The organism is uncultured Roseobacter sp. (assembly GCF_947501835.1).
Classification (GTDB): domain Bacteria; phylum Pseudomonadota; class Alphaproteobacteria; order Rhodobacterales; family Rhodobacteraceae; genus Roseobacter.
Genome location: NZ_CANMXR010000002.1, coordinates 297,719 through 313,368, shown reverse-complemented (window position 1 = coordinate 313,368; position 15,650 = coordinate 297,719). Strand labels below are relative to the sequence as shown.

The window sequence follows — 15,650 nt, the reverse complement described above, 5'->3', positions numbered from 1 at the left end:
CCTATCTATCGGCCAGCATAAGGCCCACATAAAGCGGCGGCATCACGATCCGCCGGGCGCGGCCAAACGGGAATTTTTGCAAGGGCTGGCGCAGAGCCTCGGGGTACAAATCCGGCGCAATACCTTGCACCAATTCAGCCAGCAGCTTTCCACCAAAACTGCCCATGGCAATGCCATTGCCATGGTAACACATACCAGCCCACCAGCCAGGACGTCCGGGTACAGCGCCGATGAACGGCAATCTTTGACGTGCCAGACACACCATACCTGACCAGACATGCGGTGTTTCAACATGTGACCATGCGGGAAACATCGCTTTGAAATCGCTACGAACACGATCTCTGGCCCGGGTATCTGCGTAAAGTCCGCCGGATAACCCGCCACGCATCCCGAACAAAAATCTACGGTCCGGCATAAGACGAAAATAATGCAGCAAGTTGCGGGTATCGTAACTCATCTGCGCGGTGGACCAGCCCTGCCTTGCAATTTCTTCATCCGAGAGGGGGCGGGTGACCAGGACATTCGACTGTCCCGGCATGTAGCGTCCCGCCAGCCAACTCGGTAAGTCTTCGGAGGAATAGCCGTTCGTCGCAACGATCACGTGTTTGGCAGTCACTGACCCAAGTTCACACGTAAGCAACTGTCCATCAGGTGCAGCCTCACTGTTCTGTACTTGACTGTTGTGGAAAACAGAGGCGCCTGCCTCTTCGGCAGCCCGCGCCAGCCCAGTCAAGTATTTCAGCGGATTGAGCCCAAAACCAATCGGCGTGGTCAAGGCGCCGAAAAATGGACCGTCCATCCCATGAGCCGCGAGGTCAGATTTCTCAATGATACAGGCGGTGACCCCGTAGTCGCCCTGCATTTCTGCTGCCCGGGCGCGCAAGCCGACCATATCCTTCGGGCGATGCGCCAGTTCGGTCTCGCCATCGGAATGACGATCAACATCCAGACCCAAGCGGTCAATGAGCTGCGCCACCAAGTCAACACCCGCGCGTTCTGCTTGCCTGAATGCCCGTCGGCCTTCGCGACCGAAACGTGCTTCCAGAGATCGGTTGTCGACCATACCCCCGCCCAGGCAGCAAAAACCGCCATTGCGACCGGAGGCCCCCCACCCTGGAAAATGTGTCTCTAGTAAAATGGTTTTGACGCCCGCCTGTGCCAAGTGCAGCGCCGCCGACATTCCCGTAAATCCACCGCCAATAATGGCGACATCCGCACGATGCGCGCCCTGAAGCGCTGGCCTCTCAGGAACATCACAAGTCTCTGGCCACCAACAGGTTTGGCGGGGGCCAGCGCCATAGGCATAGTCGGAAAAAATCCGTTTCATGCGGTGCGAGCAGCGGCCTGTTCGTCTCTTTGCTGCCGCAGGCTGTTACGCTTCGAAATCAAGGATGCACTGATCACGCCAACGGTTACGATCCCGATCATAATCGTCGACAGCGCATTGATTTCCGGTGATACGCCAAGCCGCACGGCGGAGAAGATTTTGATTGGCAGGGTCGTGGCGGAGGGACCTGCGGTGAATGATGCGATGACGAGGTCATCCAGGCTCAAGGTGAAGGCCAATAACCATCCGGAAATGACCGCGGGCGCGATGATTGGCAAGGTCACCAACCTGAAGGCCATGAAACTGGAGCATCCCAGATCAAGCGCCGCCTCTTCCAGGGACCGGTCAAACGTCATCAACCGGGACGACACCACCACCGAGACATAGCACATCGAAAAGGTCGTATGGGCGAGGACAATCGTCAACACGCCGCGATCCAGGCCAATCCCGATAAAAAGCAGCAGCAGGGAAAGCCCGGTGATCACTTCCGGCATGACCAGCGGCGCATAGATCATCCCCGAAAAAACCGTGCGGCCTAGAAACCGCCCCCCCCGGACCAAGACATAAGCCGCCATCGTGCCAAGGACAGTGGCCAGTGTTGACGACAGAACCGCCACTTTCACCGTGACCCAGGCAGCATCCAGGAAGGCTTCGTTCTGAAGTAATTCGCCGTACCATTTGGTCGAGAAACCGGCCCAGACAGTCACCAGTTTGCTTTCGTTGAACGAATAGATGACCAGTATGACCATGGGCAGGTAGAGAAATGCGAACCCCAGCGTGAGGGAGGTGACGTTGAACCAGCTGAGCCTGTTCATGCATCCGCCTCCGCCTGCCGCTGTTGGTTGCGTTGAAACAGGATGATCGGAATGATCAGGATCAAGAGGAGGATGACGGCCACGGCGCTGGCGACCGGCCAGTCACGGTTGTTGAAGAATTCTTCCCACAGCACTTTCCCGATCATCAGGGTGCCGGACCCACCCAGCAGAGACGGGATCACAAATTCACCCAATGCCGGGATGAACACCAGAAAACTGCCCGCCACGATGCCGTTTTTCGACAGTGGAATGGTTACGAGCCAAAACGCCTGAAACCGGGAACACCCCAGATCTTCGGCGGCTTCAATCAATGATCCGTCAAGCCGATCAAGGGCCGCAAAAATCGGCAGGACCATGAAAGGAACGTAGGTATAGATGATGCCAATATAGACCGCCGTGGTGGTGTTAAGGATGGTCAGTGGCGCGGAAATGAGACCAGTCCAAAGCAGGAATTGGTTCAGGAACCCTTCCTGGCTCAAGATTCCCATCCAAGCATAGACCCGGATCAGGAAAGACGTCCAGAAGGGCAGGATCACCAGCATCATCAGCGTCGGGCGCCACTCTTCTGGCGCGCGGGCCATCGCGTAGGCGACGGGATAGCCGACCAGCAATGTCAGGATGGTCGAGATGAGCGCGATCCGCAGGGAGCTGATGTAGGCTTTCCAATAGAGATCATCGGAGGCCAGAAAAGCAAAATTCTCAAAATCGAGCGCTGCAAAAAAAGGCCCGAACCCATCGTCCAGCGTTGGGGTATAGGGTGGTATCGCCAGCGCAATATCGGAGAGCGAAATCTTGAAAACGATGACAAAGGGCACAAGAAACAAGGCCAAAAGCCAAGCATAGGGCACTGCGATGAGCGCAAACCGCTGCATCAGAACGCTCTCTTGTGGCGCGACATCGTCATTGCTCCAACAAAACCCCCGCCGTGGCGGTCCAGGACACCCAGACCGGATCCTCCCAAGTGAAACTGCGGCGCGAAATACGCTGCGTGTTTGCGGTCTGCGCCTTGATGATCTGACCGCCCGGCAGCTCGACATGATAGGTCGACAGATTGCCCAGGTAAGCGATGTCGAGCACCGTGCCCTGCACCGCATTTTCGGCATCAGACGGACGCTCGGCGCTGATTGCGATCTTCTCGGGCCGCACCGCCAGATGGCAGGCTTGGCCGTCGCTGAAGGCGCGATCAGAAGCGGCCATGAAAGGTGCCTGCCCTTCCGCCCAATGGACGTGGTATTGACCCGCGCCCGAGGGTTTCGCAGACCCGCCAACGATATTCACATCGCCAATGAAATCAGCGACATAGACACTGCTTGGGGCCTCATAGATACGTTCCGGCGTGGCAACTTGCATGACCCGCCCTTCGTCCATCACGGCCACGCGGCTGGCCACCGTCATCGCCTCCTCCTGGTCATGGGTGACAATCACAAAGGTGGTGCCGGTCTTTTCCTGGATATCCATGAGTTCGAACTGCGTGGCCTGACGTAACTTGGCATCCAACGCGCCCAGCGGCTCATCCAGCAGCAGCAGTTTCGGTGCCTTGGCGAGACTGCGGGCGAGGGCCACACGCTGGCGCTGGCCGCCGGAAATCTGATGTGGCTTGCGGCGCGCGAATTTTTCCAACCGCGTCAGCTTCAGCATCTCGCCCACACGATCATCGATATCGTTTTTGGGCATATCGCCGCGCCGCAGCCCAAAGGCGATGTTTTCATAAACGCTCAAATGTGGAAACAACGCGTAGGACTGGAACATCATGTTCACCGCGCGTTTGTTGGGCGGCACCGGCGCAATATCCTGCCCGGCCAGTTCAATCCGCCCTTCGGTCGGCGTCTCAAACCCCGCCAGCATCCGCATCATCGTCGTCTTGCCGCAGCCGGACGGACCCAACAGCGCAAAAAATTCTTTTTCAAAAATATCGAGCGTGAGGTCATCGATCGCGACGAATTCACCAAAGCGCTTGGTCACATTTTCAAAGCGGATCAATGGCTTTTCTGCCGGATCATCCCAGGGGGCAAAGACGGTCTGATTCACGTCATGTCCTTTGTGCGCCCAACTGGTGGGCCAATGCAAAAAGGGCGGAGCGCCTTGGCCCCGCCCGATTTCGTAACCCGTTCAGGTTCCGGATTTGATCTTGGTCCAGAGACGTGTGACCGTACGCTGCACCTTCGCTGGATAGGGCGAGAAGGTGTAGAGGTTTTTGACGGTTTCCGCATCCGGGTAGATCGCGGGATCGCCAATCACATCCTCGGCCAACAGTTCCTGCGATGCCTTGTTGCCATTGGCGAAATACACATAGTTCGACGCATCCGCCATGTTCTGCGCATCCATGATGAAGTTCAGGAAGACATGCGCAGCCTCGGGGTTCGGTGCATCGACAGGGACGGCCATCATGTCAAACCACATCAACGACCCTTCGGCGAAGGCGTTATAGGCGATTTCGACGCCATTGTCGGCCTCGTCCGCACGGTCACGCGCTTGCAGCACGTCGCCCGACCATCCCACGGCGACGCAGATGTCCCCATTGGCGAGCGCATTGATGTATTCGGAACTGTGGAATTTCTTGATGTAGGGTCGGACGGCCATCAATGGTGCTTCGACCTTCGCGATCACATCAGGGTCCTGGCTGTTTGGGTCCTCGCCCAGATACTGAAGCACCATCGGAACGATTTCGGTGGGCGCGTCGAGGAAATAGACGCCGCATGCCGCCAGCTTTTCCATGTTTTCGGGGTTCAGCACCAGTTCCATGCTGTCCAGAGGCGCGTCTTCCCCCAGCGCTTCTCGAACCTTGCCCACATTCACGCCCAGACCGGTCGTGCCCCACATGTAGTTGATCGCGTATTCGTTGCCAGGGTCGTATTGGTCAGTGCGTTCCTGAATAACGTCCCACATGTTTTCAAGGTTCGGCAGCTTTGATTTATCAAGTTTCTGGAACGCCCCGGCCGAAATCTGGCGCTGCAGGAAATCCGCGGTGGGCACAACAACGTCATATCCTGAACCGCCCGCCAGCATCTTGGTTTCCAGCACTTCATTGCTGTCGAACACGTCATAGATCAGGTCAATGCCGGTTTCCGCTTCGAACTTCTCCAGCAGCGCTTCGTCAATGTAATCTGACCAGTTGTAAACACGTACTTCATCAGCGATCGCCGCCGACGTAGATAGCACCAGAACGGCGCTGCTCAGCATGAGCTTGTTCATATCATACTCCCGTTGATATCGACCGGGTTTGTCCCGGTTCAGGCGAATTTGATCAAGTTTTGCCTCCTTCGGCAAGATGCTTTATGCTTTCATGCGATCACACCCTGCGCAAGGGATGCGGTTTGTATTCAAGATGAAGGCGAAGGACGGATCATGCAAATGCTCAGAAATCCAGCACCTGCTGATCCGCAGGCAGAGGGTAAAATGCCCGCCCACCAGCACGTCTATGAACAGCTTCGAACGCGCATCCTGTTCGGCGATCTGGCACCGGGTCAGGCCGTCACCATTCAGGGTCTGGTCGAGGACCTTGGTGCTGGCATGACGCCTGTCCGCGAGGCCATTCGCCGGTTGATCTCGGATGGTGCGCTGAGCATGCGGGGCAATCGCCGTGTCATCGTGCCTCAACTCACGGCGGATTGCATCGAACAGCTTGATTTCATGCGTCAATCTTTGGAGCCACAACTGGCGCGCCTGGCGACGGCACATATGAATGACGCGGTACTGGACGATCTGCGTACTGAAGATAACGCGCTGAACAAGGCGATTTCAAGCGGCGACATTCCCGCTTATCTGACACAAAATTATCGCTTCCATGCAATACTCTACGAGGCGGCGCGCGCACCTATTCTAAGCGCCACCGTCGATAGTCTCTGGTTGCGGTTTGCACCCTCTCTCAGAGTCGTTTGCGGCAGATACGGAACCCTCAACCTGCCGGACAAACATGCCGACCTTCTCGTTGCGCTTGCCGCCAGAGATGCAGATGCAGCTGCCCAGGCGATGGCGGAAGATGTGCACCAGGGAATGCTGCAAATTCGCGCCTCGCTAGAGGCTGCCGAGGTTTGAAACCGATTCGATTGACTTCGAATAATTTGATCATATTCTGAAACCACAGACCGCACGCGGTCATTTTCCATGTCACAGGTACCCTCATGCCCGCCATCACAAATCACATGCCGACCGCCGAGCTGCAGGCGCTGGACGCCGCGCATCACATGCACCCCTTCACGACGAACGACGAGTTAGCCGACAAAGGTGCGCGCATCATCACGCGGGCCAAAGGGGTTTACCTGACCGACAGTGAGGGCAATCAGATCCTCGACGGGATGGCGGGTCTGTGGTGTGTGAACATCGGGTACGGACGTCCGGAAATGGCCGAGGTGGCGGCGCGCCAGATGATGGAATTGCCCTACTACAATACCTTCTTCATGACGACGCATGTCCCCGCTATTGCGCTGGCGCAGGAAATTTCCAAGCTGACACCGGAAGGCATGAACCACGTGTTTTTCGCCGGTTCAGGATCGGAGGCGAATGACACCAACATCCGGATGGTGCGCACCTATTGGGCCGAAAAGGGCCACCCGGCCAAGTCCCATATCATCAGCCGCAAAAACGCCTATCACGGCTCATCCGTCGGGTCCGGGTCGCTGGGTGGCATGAGCTACATGCACGCGCAGGGTGGCATGCCGATCCCCGGCATTCATCACATCAACCAGCCCGACTGGTGGGCCGAAGGCGGTGATATGACGCCCGAAGCCTTTGGTCTGGCCCGGGCGCAGGAACTGGAAGCGAAAATCCTCGAACTGGGCGAGGAAAACGTCGCCGCTTTCATCGCAGAACCGGTGCAGGGCGCGGGCGGTGTGGTCGTGCCGCCAGACAGTTATTGGCCTGAAATCCAGCGCATCTGTGACGCCTACGAAATCCTTCTTATCGCCGACGAAGTGATCTGTGGTTTTGGCCGAACGGGCAACTGGTTCGGCAGCCAGACCATGGGCATCCGCCCGCATATCATGACCATCGCCAAGGGATTGAGTTCCGGCTACCAGCCCATCGGCGGGTCGATCGTCTGTAACGAAGTTGCAGAGGTGATCGGTGCCACCGAATTCAATCACGGCTATACCTATTCCGGCCACCCGGTTGCCGCTGCCGTTGCGCTGGAAAACCTGCGTATCCTACAGGAAGAAGACATCATCGAACGTGTCCGAACCGTTGGCGCACCGGCGCTGAAGGCAGGGCTGGAAAAGCTGGCCGAGCATCCATTGGTCGGCGGTCTGTCGATCAAGGGGATGATGGCGTCGCTGCCCCTTACACCGCATAAGGAGAGCCGTGCGAAATTCGCCGCCGACGCGGGCACCGTGGGGTACATGTGCCGCGAGCGGTGCTTTGCAAACAACCTGGTGATGCGCCATGTCGGGGATCGGATGATCATCTCTCCTCCTCTGATCATCGAACCCGAGGATATCGATGTCTTCATGACCCGCGCCCAGACCGCGCTGGATGAAACCTATGCGCAGTTAAAAGAGCAGGACATGCTCAAACCGGCCCACTGAAGACCGGCACTCGATTCGTTGCGCTGCGAGCTGGACGGAAATTCTGTCACTATAGCAGAAATTTGCAGCACGTCGGCTCAATATCAGCGCCGCATTCAGTCAAATCGCCTTGAATTCAAAATGATACCGCTCGCAGAGAGTTAAGCGCTTGCACCTGATCGGCTGCTTGGTGTTAGGTTTGCGACAATCAGTGCGGAAAACCGCCGGACATAACGGGGAGCCACTCTTGGCCGACACTAGTAATGCAGACGCGTTCGTGGAATTCGAACGTGTGCAGAAAAGCTATGATGGCGAAAATCTCGTCGTCAAAGACCTCAACCTCTCGATGCCCAAAGGTGAATTCCTGACGATGCTTGGCCCCTCTGGGTCCGGGAAAACCACCTGCCTGATGATGCTGGCCGGATTTGAGACCGCCACCCACGGGGATATCCGTCTGGACGGGGTGTCGATCAACAATATCCCACCGCACAAGCGCGGCATCGGCATGGTGTTTCAGAACTATGCCCTTTTCCCGCATATGACCGTGGCCGAAAACCTCTCCTTCCCGCTGGAAGTGCGCAAGATGGGTAAATCCGATCGCGAGGCCAAGATCATGCGCGCCCTCGATATGGTGCAGATGGGGGATTTCGCCGGACGGCGCCCCTCGCAGCTATCAGGCGGCCAACAACAGCGGATCGCCTTATCGCGCGCCCTGGTGTTCGAGCCTGAGCTGGTTTTGATGGATGAACCACTGGGTGCGCTGGACAAACAACTGCGTGAAACGCTGCAATTCGAGATCACAAATCTGGCGCATGATCTGGGCATCACCGTGGTCTATGTGACCCACGACCAGACCGAAGCGCTGACCATGTCCGACCGGGTTGCCGTGTTCGATGATGGTCGTATTCAGCAGTTGGCACCCCCGGACAAGCTTTACGAGGAACCAGAAAACAGCTTCGTTGCGCAGTTCATCGGCGAGAACAATACGCTCGAAGGCAAGGTCAAAGAGATCAAGGGCGGCACAGCCCTGATACAGTTGGACGGCGGTGAATTGATTGATGCCCAGCCGGTCAATGTCACCGCGGCCGGGGATCGCACGCGCGTCTCGATCCGCCCCGAACGGGTAGAATACAACAAGGATCGGTTGAGCGCGGACGCCCATACGCTGAAAGCCGAAGTGCTGGAATTCATCTACATGGGTGACATCTTTCGCACGCGCCTGCGCGTGGCGGGCACCGATGAATTCGTGATCAAGACCCGGAACGCCCCAGATGTGGAGCGCCTGACCCCGGGACAGCAGATCGAGATTGGCTGGCTGCCGCAAGATTGCCGCGCATTGGACGCCTGAAGTCTGGTGCGCGTGACCTGTCGTGCCCCTCACGGGCGCGATCAAAAGAGAGGCGGCGACCAAGCCCGTTGTCACCTGCCTCCGGACGATGAACGGGCGCACAAATGGGAGACTATCAATGAAACTGACCAAGACGCTTTTGGCCTCCACCGCACTAACGGTTGCGGCTGGCATGGCCAACGCTGACGGCCATATGGCCAATGAGATGACCATCGTCAGCTGGGGCGGTGCTTATTCCAACTCGCAGCAAAAAGCCTACCACGACCCCTATATGGAGGCGACCGGCATCAGCATCATCAACGATGAATCCTCGCCTGAGGCTGTTGCGAAACTGCGCGCTATGAACGAAGCGGGTAACATCACCTGGGATCTGGTGGATGTGGAAGCCGCCGACGCCATTCGTCTCTGCGATGAGGGGTTGGCGATGGAAATCGACCACGATGAGGTGCTTGCGCCCGCGCCCGATGGTACATCGGCGTCTGACGATTTCGGCGATACGATTGCATCGGATTGCTTCATCCCGCAGATCGTGTTCTCCACCACCTTCGGCTATCGCACGGACATGGTGCCCGAGGGTGTAGAGCCGCCAACCTCCGCCTGCGATGTTTTCGAAATCGAGAAATACCCGGGCAAACGCGCGCTCAACAAACGCCCGATTGCCAACATGGAATGGGCTCTGCTCTGCGACGGCGTGGCCTATGAAGACGTCTATGACGTGCTGGAAACCGAAGAAGGGCAAGCCCGCGCCTTTGCCAAGCTCGACACCATCAAGGATCAGACAATCTGGTGGTCTGCCGGTGCGGAAACACCGCAACTGCTTGCGGATGGTGAGATCTTCATGGGCTCGACCTTCAACGGGCGTCTGTTCTCTGTGATTGCGGAGCAGGGTCAGCCGGTTGGCATGGCCTGGGACTGGCAGATGTTCGATCTCGATGGCTGGATCGTGCCCACCGGTCTGTCGGATGATCGTCTGGCCCGCGTGATGGATTACCTCAAAGTGTCCACAGACACGCAGCGCCTCGCAGATCAGGCCAAATACATCAGCTATGGCCCGGCACGCGCGTCCTCGGCACCGCTGGTCGGTCAGCACGCGGAACTGGGCATCGACATGGCGCCGCATATGCCGACCGATCCCAACAACGCGGAAAATACATTCGTGAACAACTACGAATGGTGGGCGGATTATCGCGACGATCTGGATGCGAAGTTCCAGGCGTGGCTGACACAATAAGCCCATTTAGGGACTGATATCATCGGCGGGGGCCGTGCATTGGCCCTCGTCAAACCAGCAAAGGAAAGACCATGCCCAAAGGCTACATCCTCGCCCATATCACCGTCACCGATCCGGAAGCCTATAAGGAGTACGTGATCAAGGACACGCCCATTCTGGAGGGGCTTGGGGGGCGTTTCATCATCCGCGGCGGCCAGTCGGAGGTGATGGAGGGCGAAAGCTACGAACGGCATGTCGCCATTGAATTTCCGTCCTATGAAGCCGCAAAAGCCGCCTACAACGACCCCGCCTATCAGGAAGTCATGAAGATCCGGCACCGCACTGCAAAAAGCACGATCATCGTTGTTGAAGGTGCCTGAATGACCGACGCGGCGCAAAACACCGGCCCGATGATGGCCGCAGACGGCACGACGCTCAAATCGAGCCTGAACCGCGCACTGCGGCGTCAAAAGCTGCGGGCGCTGATGCTGATTGCACCGCTGCTGATCTTTGTGCTGGTCACCTTCATCGCGCCGATCGCAGATATGCTGTTTCGCTCCGTCGAAAACCAGATCGTCTCCGACACGCTGCCACGCACGACCACCGCGCTGAAAGACTGGGACAGCTCGGCGAGCGACATCCCGCCGCCCGAGGTGTTTGACGCGCTCTATACCGACGTTTTCATCGCGCAGGAGCGCAAACTGCACACGCGTCTGGGATCACGCCTGAACTATGAGCTGACAGGTGTTTCGTCGCTCTTCCGTAAATCGGGCCGCAAGGTCGAAGACATGGGAGAGGTCTACCAGGACCAGTTCGAGGATCTGAACCCTTTTTGGAAGGACGCTGAAAACTGGAATGCGCTGATGGGGTCGGACGCGTGGCTGGCCGCACAGAATGCCTGGGACCCGAAATCAGAGACAGTCCAACCAGCGTTTGAGCTCCGCGAGGAAATCGTCGGGCTTCTTCCAAAAACCGCGGAGGTTTTCGAGATATTCGCGGATTTTGTGCAGAACGAGCGAGAAAGGAACCTTACCAAGACAGACCCTTGGGCGCTGGTTTACTCTACTTTCTATGATGATCTGCGCAGAGAACCGGATGTGTCTTCCTATGGCGGCACCGGCGCTGCGGAGATGCTCGAAGCCATGGCCGCCGTTGGCTCCTTTGAAACCGTCGATACCACTGCCGCCTTTGCCGACATCGACAAGGATTGGCACGACGTCGAGGTCTGGCAGACCATTCAGACCTATAGCCCGCATTTTACCTCCGGCTACTTTCTGAACGCGGTCGACATGAAGAAATCCGCTGATGGGCCGGAAATGCGCCCCGACAACGAGCAGATTTACATCAAGCTTTTTGTCCGGACGCTGTTCATGTCTCTCGTCATCACCGGCAGCTGTATCTTGCTGGGCTACCCGGTCGCATGGATTTTGGCCAATCTGCCCGCGCGCACCGCCAACCTACTGATGATCCTCGTGCTGCTGCCCTTCTGGACCTCGCTTCTGGTGCGCACCTCTGCATGGAAGGTCATGCTGCAGCAACAGGGGGTGATCAACGACACGCTGGTCTGGCTCGGGCTGGTCGCGGATGACAGTCGCCTGGCGCTGATCAACAATCAGACCGGTACGATCATCGCGATGACACATATCCTGCTGCCCTTCATGATCCTGCCGCTTTATTCGGTGATGAAAACCATCCCGCCAAGCTATCTGCGCGCCGCGAAATCGCTGGGGGCAACGAATTGGACGGCCTTCTGGCGGGTCTATTTTCCGCAATCCGTACCCGGCATCGGGGCGGGCTCGATCCTCGTCTTCATCCTGTCCATTGGCTATTACATCACGCCGGAACTGGTCGGCGGCACGACGGGCACCTTCATCTCCAACCGGATCGCCTATCACATCTCCAGCTCGCTGAACTGGGGTCTGGCCGCAGCACTTGGGGCCATCCTGCTGGCGGTCGTGCTGGGTCTCTACTGGGCCTACGACAAGATCGTCGGCATCGATAACGTGAAGCTGGGAGGCTGACCCATGGCGGCACTAACACCGATTTCCCGCACCCCGGTCTCCTTTTACGTTCCCATGGTTGCGGCGGCGGGGGCCTTTGCCGGGCTCCTTGTCGGCACGGCCCAGGGCAGTTCTCTGATCGGGGTTGTCGTTGGCGCACTCTTGATGGGCGCGCTGGCTTTTGCAATGACCCAGTTGGTGACAGCAGAAAAACCGGTCCGCTGGGCGCTGACACTCCTGTTGGCAGTTGCCGGCTTTGCCATGGCTGGGCTGGCCGCTGGCATCATCGGTGCGCTTTTCGGCTGGTTTTTCGGGTGGTTCACCTTCTGGCTCTTCGAGGGTCGATACCGCGCCTATGTAGCCCCCTATCTGACCCCCGGGCAGGTCCTCTGGCACTATACCTTCCGCGTGATCTGCGGCGCGATCCTGGTGTTCCTGATCACGCCCATTCTCGTCGTGATGCCGCTCAGCTTCAACGCGCAGGATTTTTTCACCTTCACACCGGAAATGCTCCGCTTCGATCCCACAGGCTATTCGCTGAAACACTATGAGGACTTTTTCACCAATTCAGACTGGCAGGGCGCGCTGGCAAATTCGGTGAAAATCGCCCCTATGGCCACGCTGCTTTCTGTCAGTTTCGGCACACTCGCCGCCATCGGTCTCAGCCAACAGCATGTACCCTTCCGCCGCGCCATCATGGCGATCCTGATCTCGCCGATGATCGTGCCACTGATCATCTCCGCCGCGGGCATGTATTTTTTCTACAGCCGCATTGGCCTGCAAGGCACCTATATGGGCGTGGTGCTGGCGCATGCCGCCTTGGGCATTCCCTTCGTCATCATCACGGTGACGGCTACGCTTGTCGGCTTCGATAACTCGCTCACACGGGCCGCAGCGAATATGGGTGCGGGGCCGGTGACCACTTTCTTCCGCGTGCAGATGCCGCTCATTCTGCCCGGCGTGATCTCCGGCGGGCTCTTCGCCTTCATCACCAGTTTCGATGAGGTTGTCGTGGTGCTCTTTGTCGGCTCTGCCGGTCAGAAAACTCTGCCATGGCAGATGTTCACCGGCTTGCGCGAGCAGATCAGCCCAACGATCCTCGCCGTGGCCACCATCCTCGTGATCATATCGATTGCCTTGCTGACTGTCGTCGAATTGCTCCGCCGTCGTTCTGAGCGTCTTCGGGGGATGTCCCCCGCCTGACGGACACATCTTTCTCTTGGCCAAAAATATCCCCGCCGGAGGCCGTCCAATCCCCTTCAGGATTGGACCAAAATATCTAGCGCAATCGCTTCAACAAGCTCAACGACGCATACCCATCCGGCGCCAACCCCTGACTGCGTTGGTAATTGCGCACCGCGTCGATTGTCTTTGGCCCGATCTTGCCATCCACACCCTGGGTGCTGAAACCCGCGCGCGTCAGACGTTGCTGCATCTCCTTGCGCTCCGAGAAAGTCAGCGCCCGGTCGCCCCGCGGCCAGCTTGCCTTGATCGCGGGCCCACCCTTGATCCGGTCGCTCAAATGGCCGACGCCAATCACATAGGCGTCCGCGGTATTATACCGTTCGATCACACTGAAGTTCTTGAAAATCATAAAGGCCGCCCCCTGCCCGCCCGCAGGCAACAGGATCGAGGCCTTGCCATGGTTCGGCACCGCACGCCCATTGGTGCCCACCACGCCCAAACGCGCCCATTGCCCGGGTGATTTCGTGATCTTGCGATTGGCCAGCGCATAGTCAAAACCACCCGGCAATTGCACCTCGACACCCCAGGGCTGTCCTTTGACCCACCCGAAGTTCTTGAGATAGGCCGCCGTGGACGCCAGCGCATCCGTGGGATCATCCGCCCAGATATCGCGCCGCCCGTCGCCGGTGAAATCCACCGCATAATCAAGGTAGGAGGTTGGGATGAACTGCGTGTGACCCATCGCACCGGCCCAACTACCGGTCATGTTGCGCGGGCTGGTATCGCCATTCTGCAGGATCTTCAGGGCCGCCACCAATTGCTCTTCGAAAAACGCGCCACGTCTGCCGTCATAGGCCAGCGTCGCCAGCGATTGGACGATGTCGTTCTTACCGCGATAGGTCCCATAGGCGCTTTCCAGCCCCCATACCGCAACAACAACCTCTTTCTCCACGCCATAGCGCTTCTCGATCGCCGCCAGCGTCGTTTGGTGCCGCTTCAACGCTGCCTTGCCATTCGCGATCCGGGTGTTGGAGGCCGCGCTGTCCAGATAGTCCCAGATCGTCTTGGTAAACTCCGATTGATTGCGGTCGCGCCGGATCACATCGCGATCATATTGCACGCCGTTAAAGGCGGCCCGCAGCGTCTCATTCCGAATGCCCTGCGCCCGTGCGCGCCGCTCGAACCCTTTGATCCAGCGTTCAAATCCTGGGTTGGAGGCGGCTTGCGTCACCGCCGGGATCGGCGCTCCAGCCAAATCGGACGGTCGCAGCTTGGGCCGCACAATGACCTCGCTCGCGGCCACATTTTCCACCTGTGGCAGGACCTCCGATCCTGGTCGGATCACAGGTCTCAAGGATTGCGTCGTGCCAAACGCGCTCACGTCATTGCCAATTAGTCCGGTTGCCAAAGCAACCAAGCCCAAGGTTTTCCACCGCATGATTTGCCCTACTGCTGCTCTTTTGTTCTTTCCGGCAGTGTAGCGCGACTCGGGCGTTTTCAAAAGAATTCAATCAGGGGTTTTGCGATCAATCGCCGATTCTTCGATTTGGCAGCGGATGATTTCCAAATGTTCACGCAGCATCGGGACCCGACGCGGGCGAAAACTGTGATCGGTACGCTCAAGCTTGCGCATGCGGTCCAGCCGGAAGGTGCGGAAATCCTTGCGCAGATGACACCACGCCATCAGCACATTGGTCTTATCAAGATAGACCAGCCCAAGCGGATCAACCTGTCGCACCGTTTCCGCACCCTGCCGGTCACAATAGTCAAAGGTGACGCTCACCTCGTCCCAGGTGGCGGCGCGCAAAACGCTGACATCGATCTCGATCTTGGGCATTTTTACGAATCGATGTGCATCCAGAACTGCGTGCTGCAGCCGGTGCGCCTGCCGCGGCGGCACCCGCGCCTTGATTTTGGCCAAAGCAGATCGCGCGGCCTTGGCCAGTGCCGGATCGCCAATCACAGCCACATCCCGAAGACCCAGAACCAGGGCTTCCAGCTCGTCATCTTCGAACCCCAGCGGCGGTAAGGCCGCGTCCTCAATCAGGGTGTAGCCAAAGCCCGCCTCGCCGTCGATCACCGCGCCCATGCTGCGCAAGGCGTCAATGTCGCGATAGATCGTACGCTCCGACATATGCATCTCACCCGATAGCTGCGTCGCCGTGACGGGTGGCGGCAAGCGGCGCAAGGTTTGCATCATCTGGAACAGGCGGTGTGTTCGGCTCATGACCTCACCCTATCACAAGTGCTGACAGAAATTGACAGGA

The 15,650-nt window shown here is 58.1% G+C and carries 14 protein-coding genes; 7 read left to right on the top strand and 7 right to left on the bottom strand.

The genetic code is table 11. The features are described 5' to 3' along the window. Position 1: 1 nt before the first annotated feature. From Q1A20_RS05360 to Q1A20_RS05340, 5 genes are all read right to left on the bottom strand, one after another. Entirely contained in the window at positions 2-1,327 is a 1,326-nt protein-coding gene (locus tag Q1A20_RS05360) for an FAD-binding oxidoreductase (protein WP_299401238.1), read from the bottom strand. Further along, entirely contained in the window at positions 1,324-2,142 is an 819-nt protein-coding gene (locus tag Q1A20_RS05355) for an ABC transporter permease (RefSeq protein WP_298968682.1), read from the bottom strand. The genes Q1A20_RS05360 and Q1A20_RS05355 overlap by 4 nt, the downstream gene beginning before the upstream one ends. Next, the gene (locus Q1A20_RS05350) at positions 2,139-3,014 is read right to left on the bottom strand and encodes an ABC transporter permease subunit (RefSeq protein WP_299401239.1); all 876 of its coding nucleotides are present in this window, start codon (positions 3,012-3,014) and stop codon (positions 2,139-2,141) included. Before Q1A20_RS05350 ends, Q1A20_RS05355 begins: the two co-directional genes overlap by 4 nt. Before the next feature lie 28 nt (positions 3,015-3,042). Then, complete coding sequence (locus Q1A20_RS05345) at positions 3,043-4,170, bottom strand: ABC transporter ATP-binding protein (RefSeq protein ID WP_299401240.1); 1,128 nt, start codon at positions 4,168-4,170, stop codon at positions 3,043-3,045. Between the two features lie 81 nt (positions 4,171-4,251). Then, positions 4,252-5,334 carry a polyamine ABC transporter substrate-binding protein gene (locus Q1A20_RS05340; protein WP_299916243.1) on the bottom strand — a complete coding sequence of 361 codons (1,083 nt, stop codon included), beginning with the start codon at positions 5,332-5,334 and terminating at the stop codon, positions 4,252-4,254. 153 nt (positions 5,335-5,487) lie between these two features. Here Q1A20_RS05340 and Q1A20_RS05335 point away from each other — a divergent pair, with 153 nt between their 5' ends. The 7 genes from Q1A20_RS05335 (at position 5,488) to Q1A20_RS05305 (ending at position 13,401) form a co-directional block, all read left to right on the top strand. After that, positions 5,488-6,177, top strand: coding sequence for a GntR family transcriptional regulator (locus Q1A20_RS05335; protein ID WP_299916241.1), 690 nt, complete (start codon positions 5,488-5,490; stop codon positions 6,175-6,177). Between the two features lie 86 nt (positions 6,178-6,263). Beyond that, positions 6,264-7,661, top strand: a complete 1,398-nt coding sequence (locus tag Q1A20_RS05330; protein ID WP_299916239.1) for an aspartate aminotransferase family protein — start codon at positions 6,264-6,266, stop codon at positions 7,659-7,661. A gap of 226 nt (positions 7,662-7,887) precedes the next feature. Further along, positions 7,888-8,988, top strand: a complete 1,101-nt coding sequence (locus Q1A20_RS05325) for an ABC transporter ATP-binding protein (RefSeq protein WP_299401252.1) — start codon at positions 7,888-7,890, stop codon at positions 8,986-8,988. Between the two features lie 118 nt (positions 8,989-9,106). After that, positions 9,107-10,219 (top strand): extracellular solute-binding protein, encoded by a 1,113-nt coding sequence (locus tag Q1A20_RS05320; RefSeq protein WP_299401255.1) that lies wholly within the window; start codon positions 9,107-9,109, stop codon positions 10,217-10,219. A 71-nt stretch (positions 10,220-10,290) separates the two neighbouring features. After that, entirely contained in the window at positions 10,291-10,578 is a 288-nt protein-coding gene (locus tag Q1A20_RS05315; RefSeq protein WP_299401256.1) for a DUF1330 domain-containing protein, read from the top strand. Next, positions 10,579-12,219 carry an ABC transporter permease gene (locus tag Q1A20_RS05310; RefSeq protein ID WP_299916236.1) on the top strand — a complete coding sequence of 547 codons (1,641 nt, stop codon included), beginning with the start codon at positions 10,579-10,581 and terminating at the stop codon, positions 12,217-12,219. Positions 12,220-12,222: 3 nt separating this feature from the next. Beyond that, positions 12,223-13,401, top strand: coding sequence for an ABC transporter permease (locus Q1A20_RS05305; protein WP_299401261.1), 1,179 nt, complete (start codon positions 12,223-12,225; stop codon positions 13,399-13,401). Positions 13,402-13,477: 76 nt separating this feature from the next. Here the strand turns inward: Q1A20_RS05305 and Q1A20_RS05300 are convergent, their stop codons facing one another. Next, complete coding sequence (locus Q1A20_RS05300; protein ID WP_299916234.1) at positions 13,478-14,821, bottom strand: lytic murein transglycosylase; 1,344 nt, start codon at positions 14,819-14,821, stop codon at positions 13,478-13,480. 69 nt (positions 14,822-14,890) lie between these two features. Beyond that, the gene (locus Q1A20_RS05295; RefSeq protein ID WP_299916232.1) at positions 14,891-15,610 is read right to left on the bottom strand and encodes a YafY family protein; all 720 of its coding nucleotides are present in this window, start codon (positions 15,608-15,610) and stop codon (positions 14,891-14,893) included. Positions 15,611-15,650: the final 40 nt, after the last annotated feature.

Bases quoted from the DNA above. Each gene is read 5' to 3' on its own strand.
- Q1A20_RS05305 (WP_299401261.1), top strand. From the start codon at position 12,223: ATGGCGGCACTAACACCGATTTCCCGCACCCCGGTCTCCTTTTACGTT.
- Q1A20_RS05340 (WP_299916243.1), bottom strand. From the start codon at position 5,334: ATGAACAAGCTCATGCTGAGCAGCGCCGTTCTGGTGCTATCTACGTCG.
- Q1A20_RS05295 (WP_299916232.1), bottom strand. From the start codon at position 15,610: ATGAGCCGAACACACCGCCTGTTCCAGATGATGCAAACCTTGCGCCGC.
- Q1A20_RS05335 (WP_299916241.1), top strand. From the start codon at position 5,488: ATGCAAATGCTCAGAAATCCAGCACCTGCTGATCCGCAGGCAGAGGGT.
- Q1A20_RS05350 (WP_299401239.1), bottom strand. From the start codon at position 3,014: ATGCAGCGGTTTGCGCTCATCGCAGTGCCCTATGCTTGGCTTTTGGCC.
- Q1A20_RS05320 (WP_299401255.1), top strand. From the start codon at position 9,107: ATGAAACTGACCAAGACGCTTTTGGCCTCCACCGCACTAACGGTTGCG.
- Q1A20_RS05315 (WP_299401256.1), top strand. From the start codon at position 10,291: ATGCCCAAAGGCTACATCCTCGCCCATATCACCGTCACCGATCCGGAA.
- Q1A20_RS05310 (WP_299916236.1), top strand. From the start codon at position 10,579: ATGACCGACGCGGCGCAAAACACCGGCCCGATGATGGCCGCAGACGGC.
- Q1A20_RS05355 (WP_298968682.1), bottom strand. From the start codon at position 2,142: ATGAACAGGCTCAGCTGGTTCAACGTCACCTCCCTCACGCTGGGGTTC.
- Q1A20_RS05360 (WP_299401238.1), bottom strand. From the start codon at position 1,327: ATGAAACGGATTTTTTCCGACTATGCCTATGGCGCTGGCCCCCGCCAA.
- Q1A20_RS05330 (WP_299916239.1), top strand. From the start codon at position 6,264: ATGCCCGCCATCACAAATCACATGCCGACCGCCGAGCTGCAGGCGCTG.
- Q1A20_RS05300 (WP_299916234.1), bottom strand. From the start codon at position 14,821: ATGCGGTGGAAAACCTTGGGCTTGGTTGCTTTGGCAACCGGACTAATT.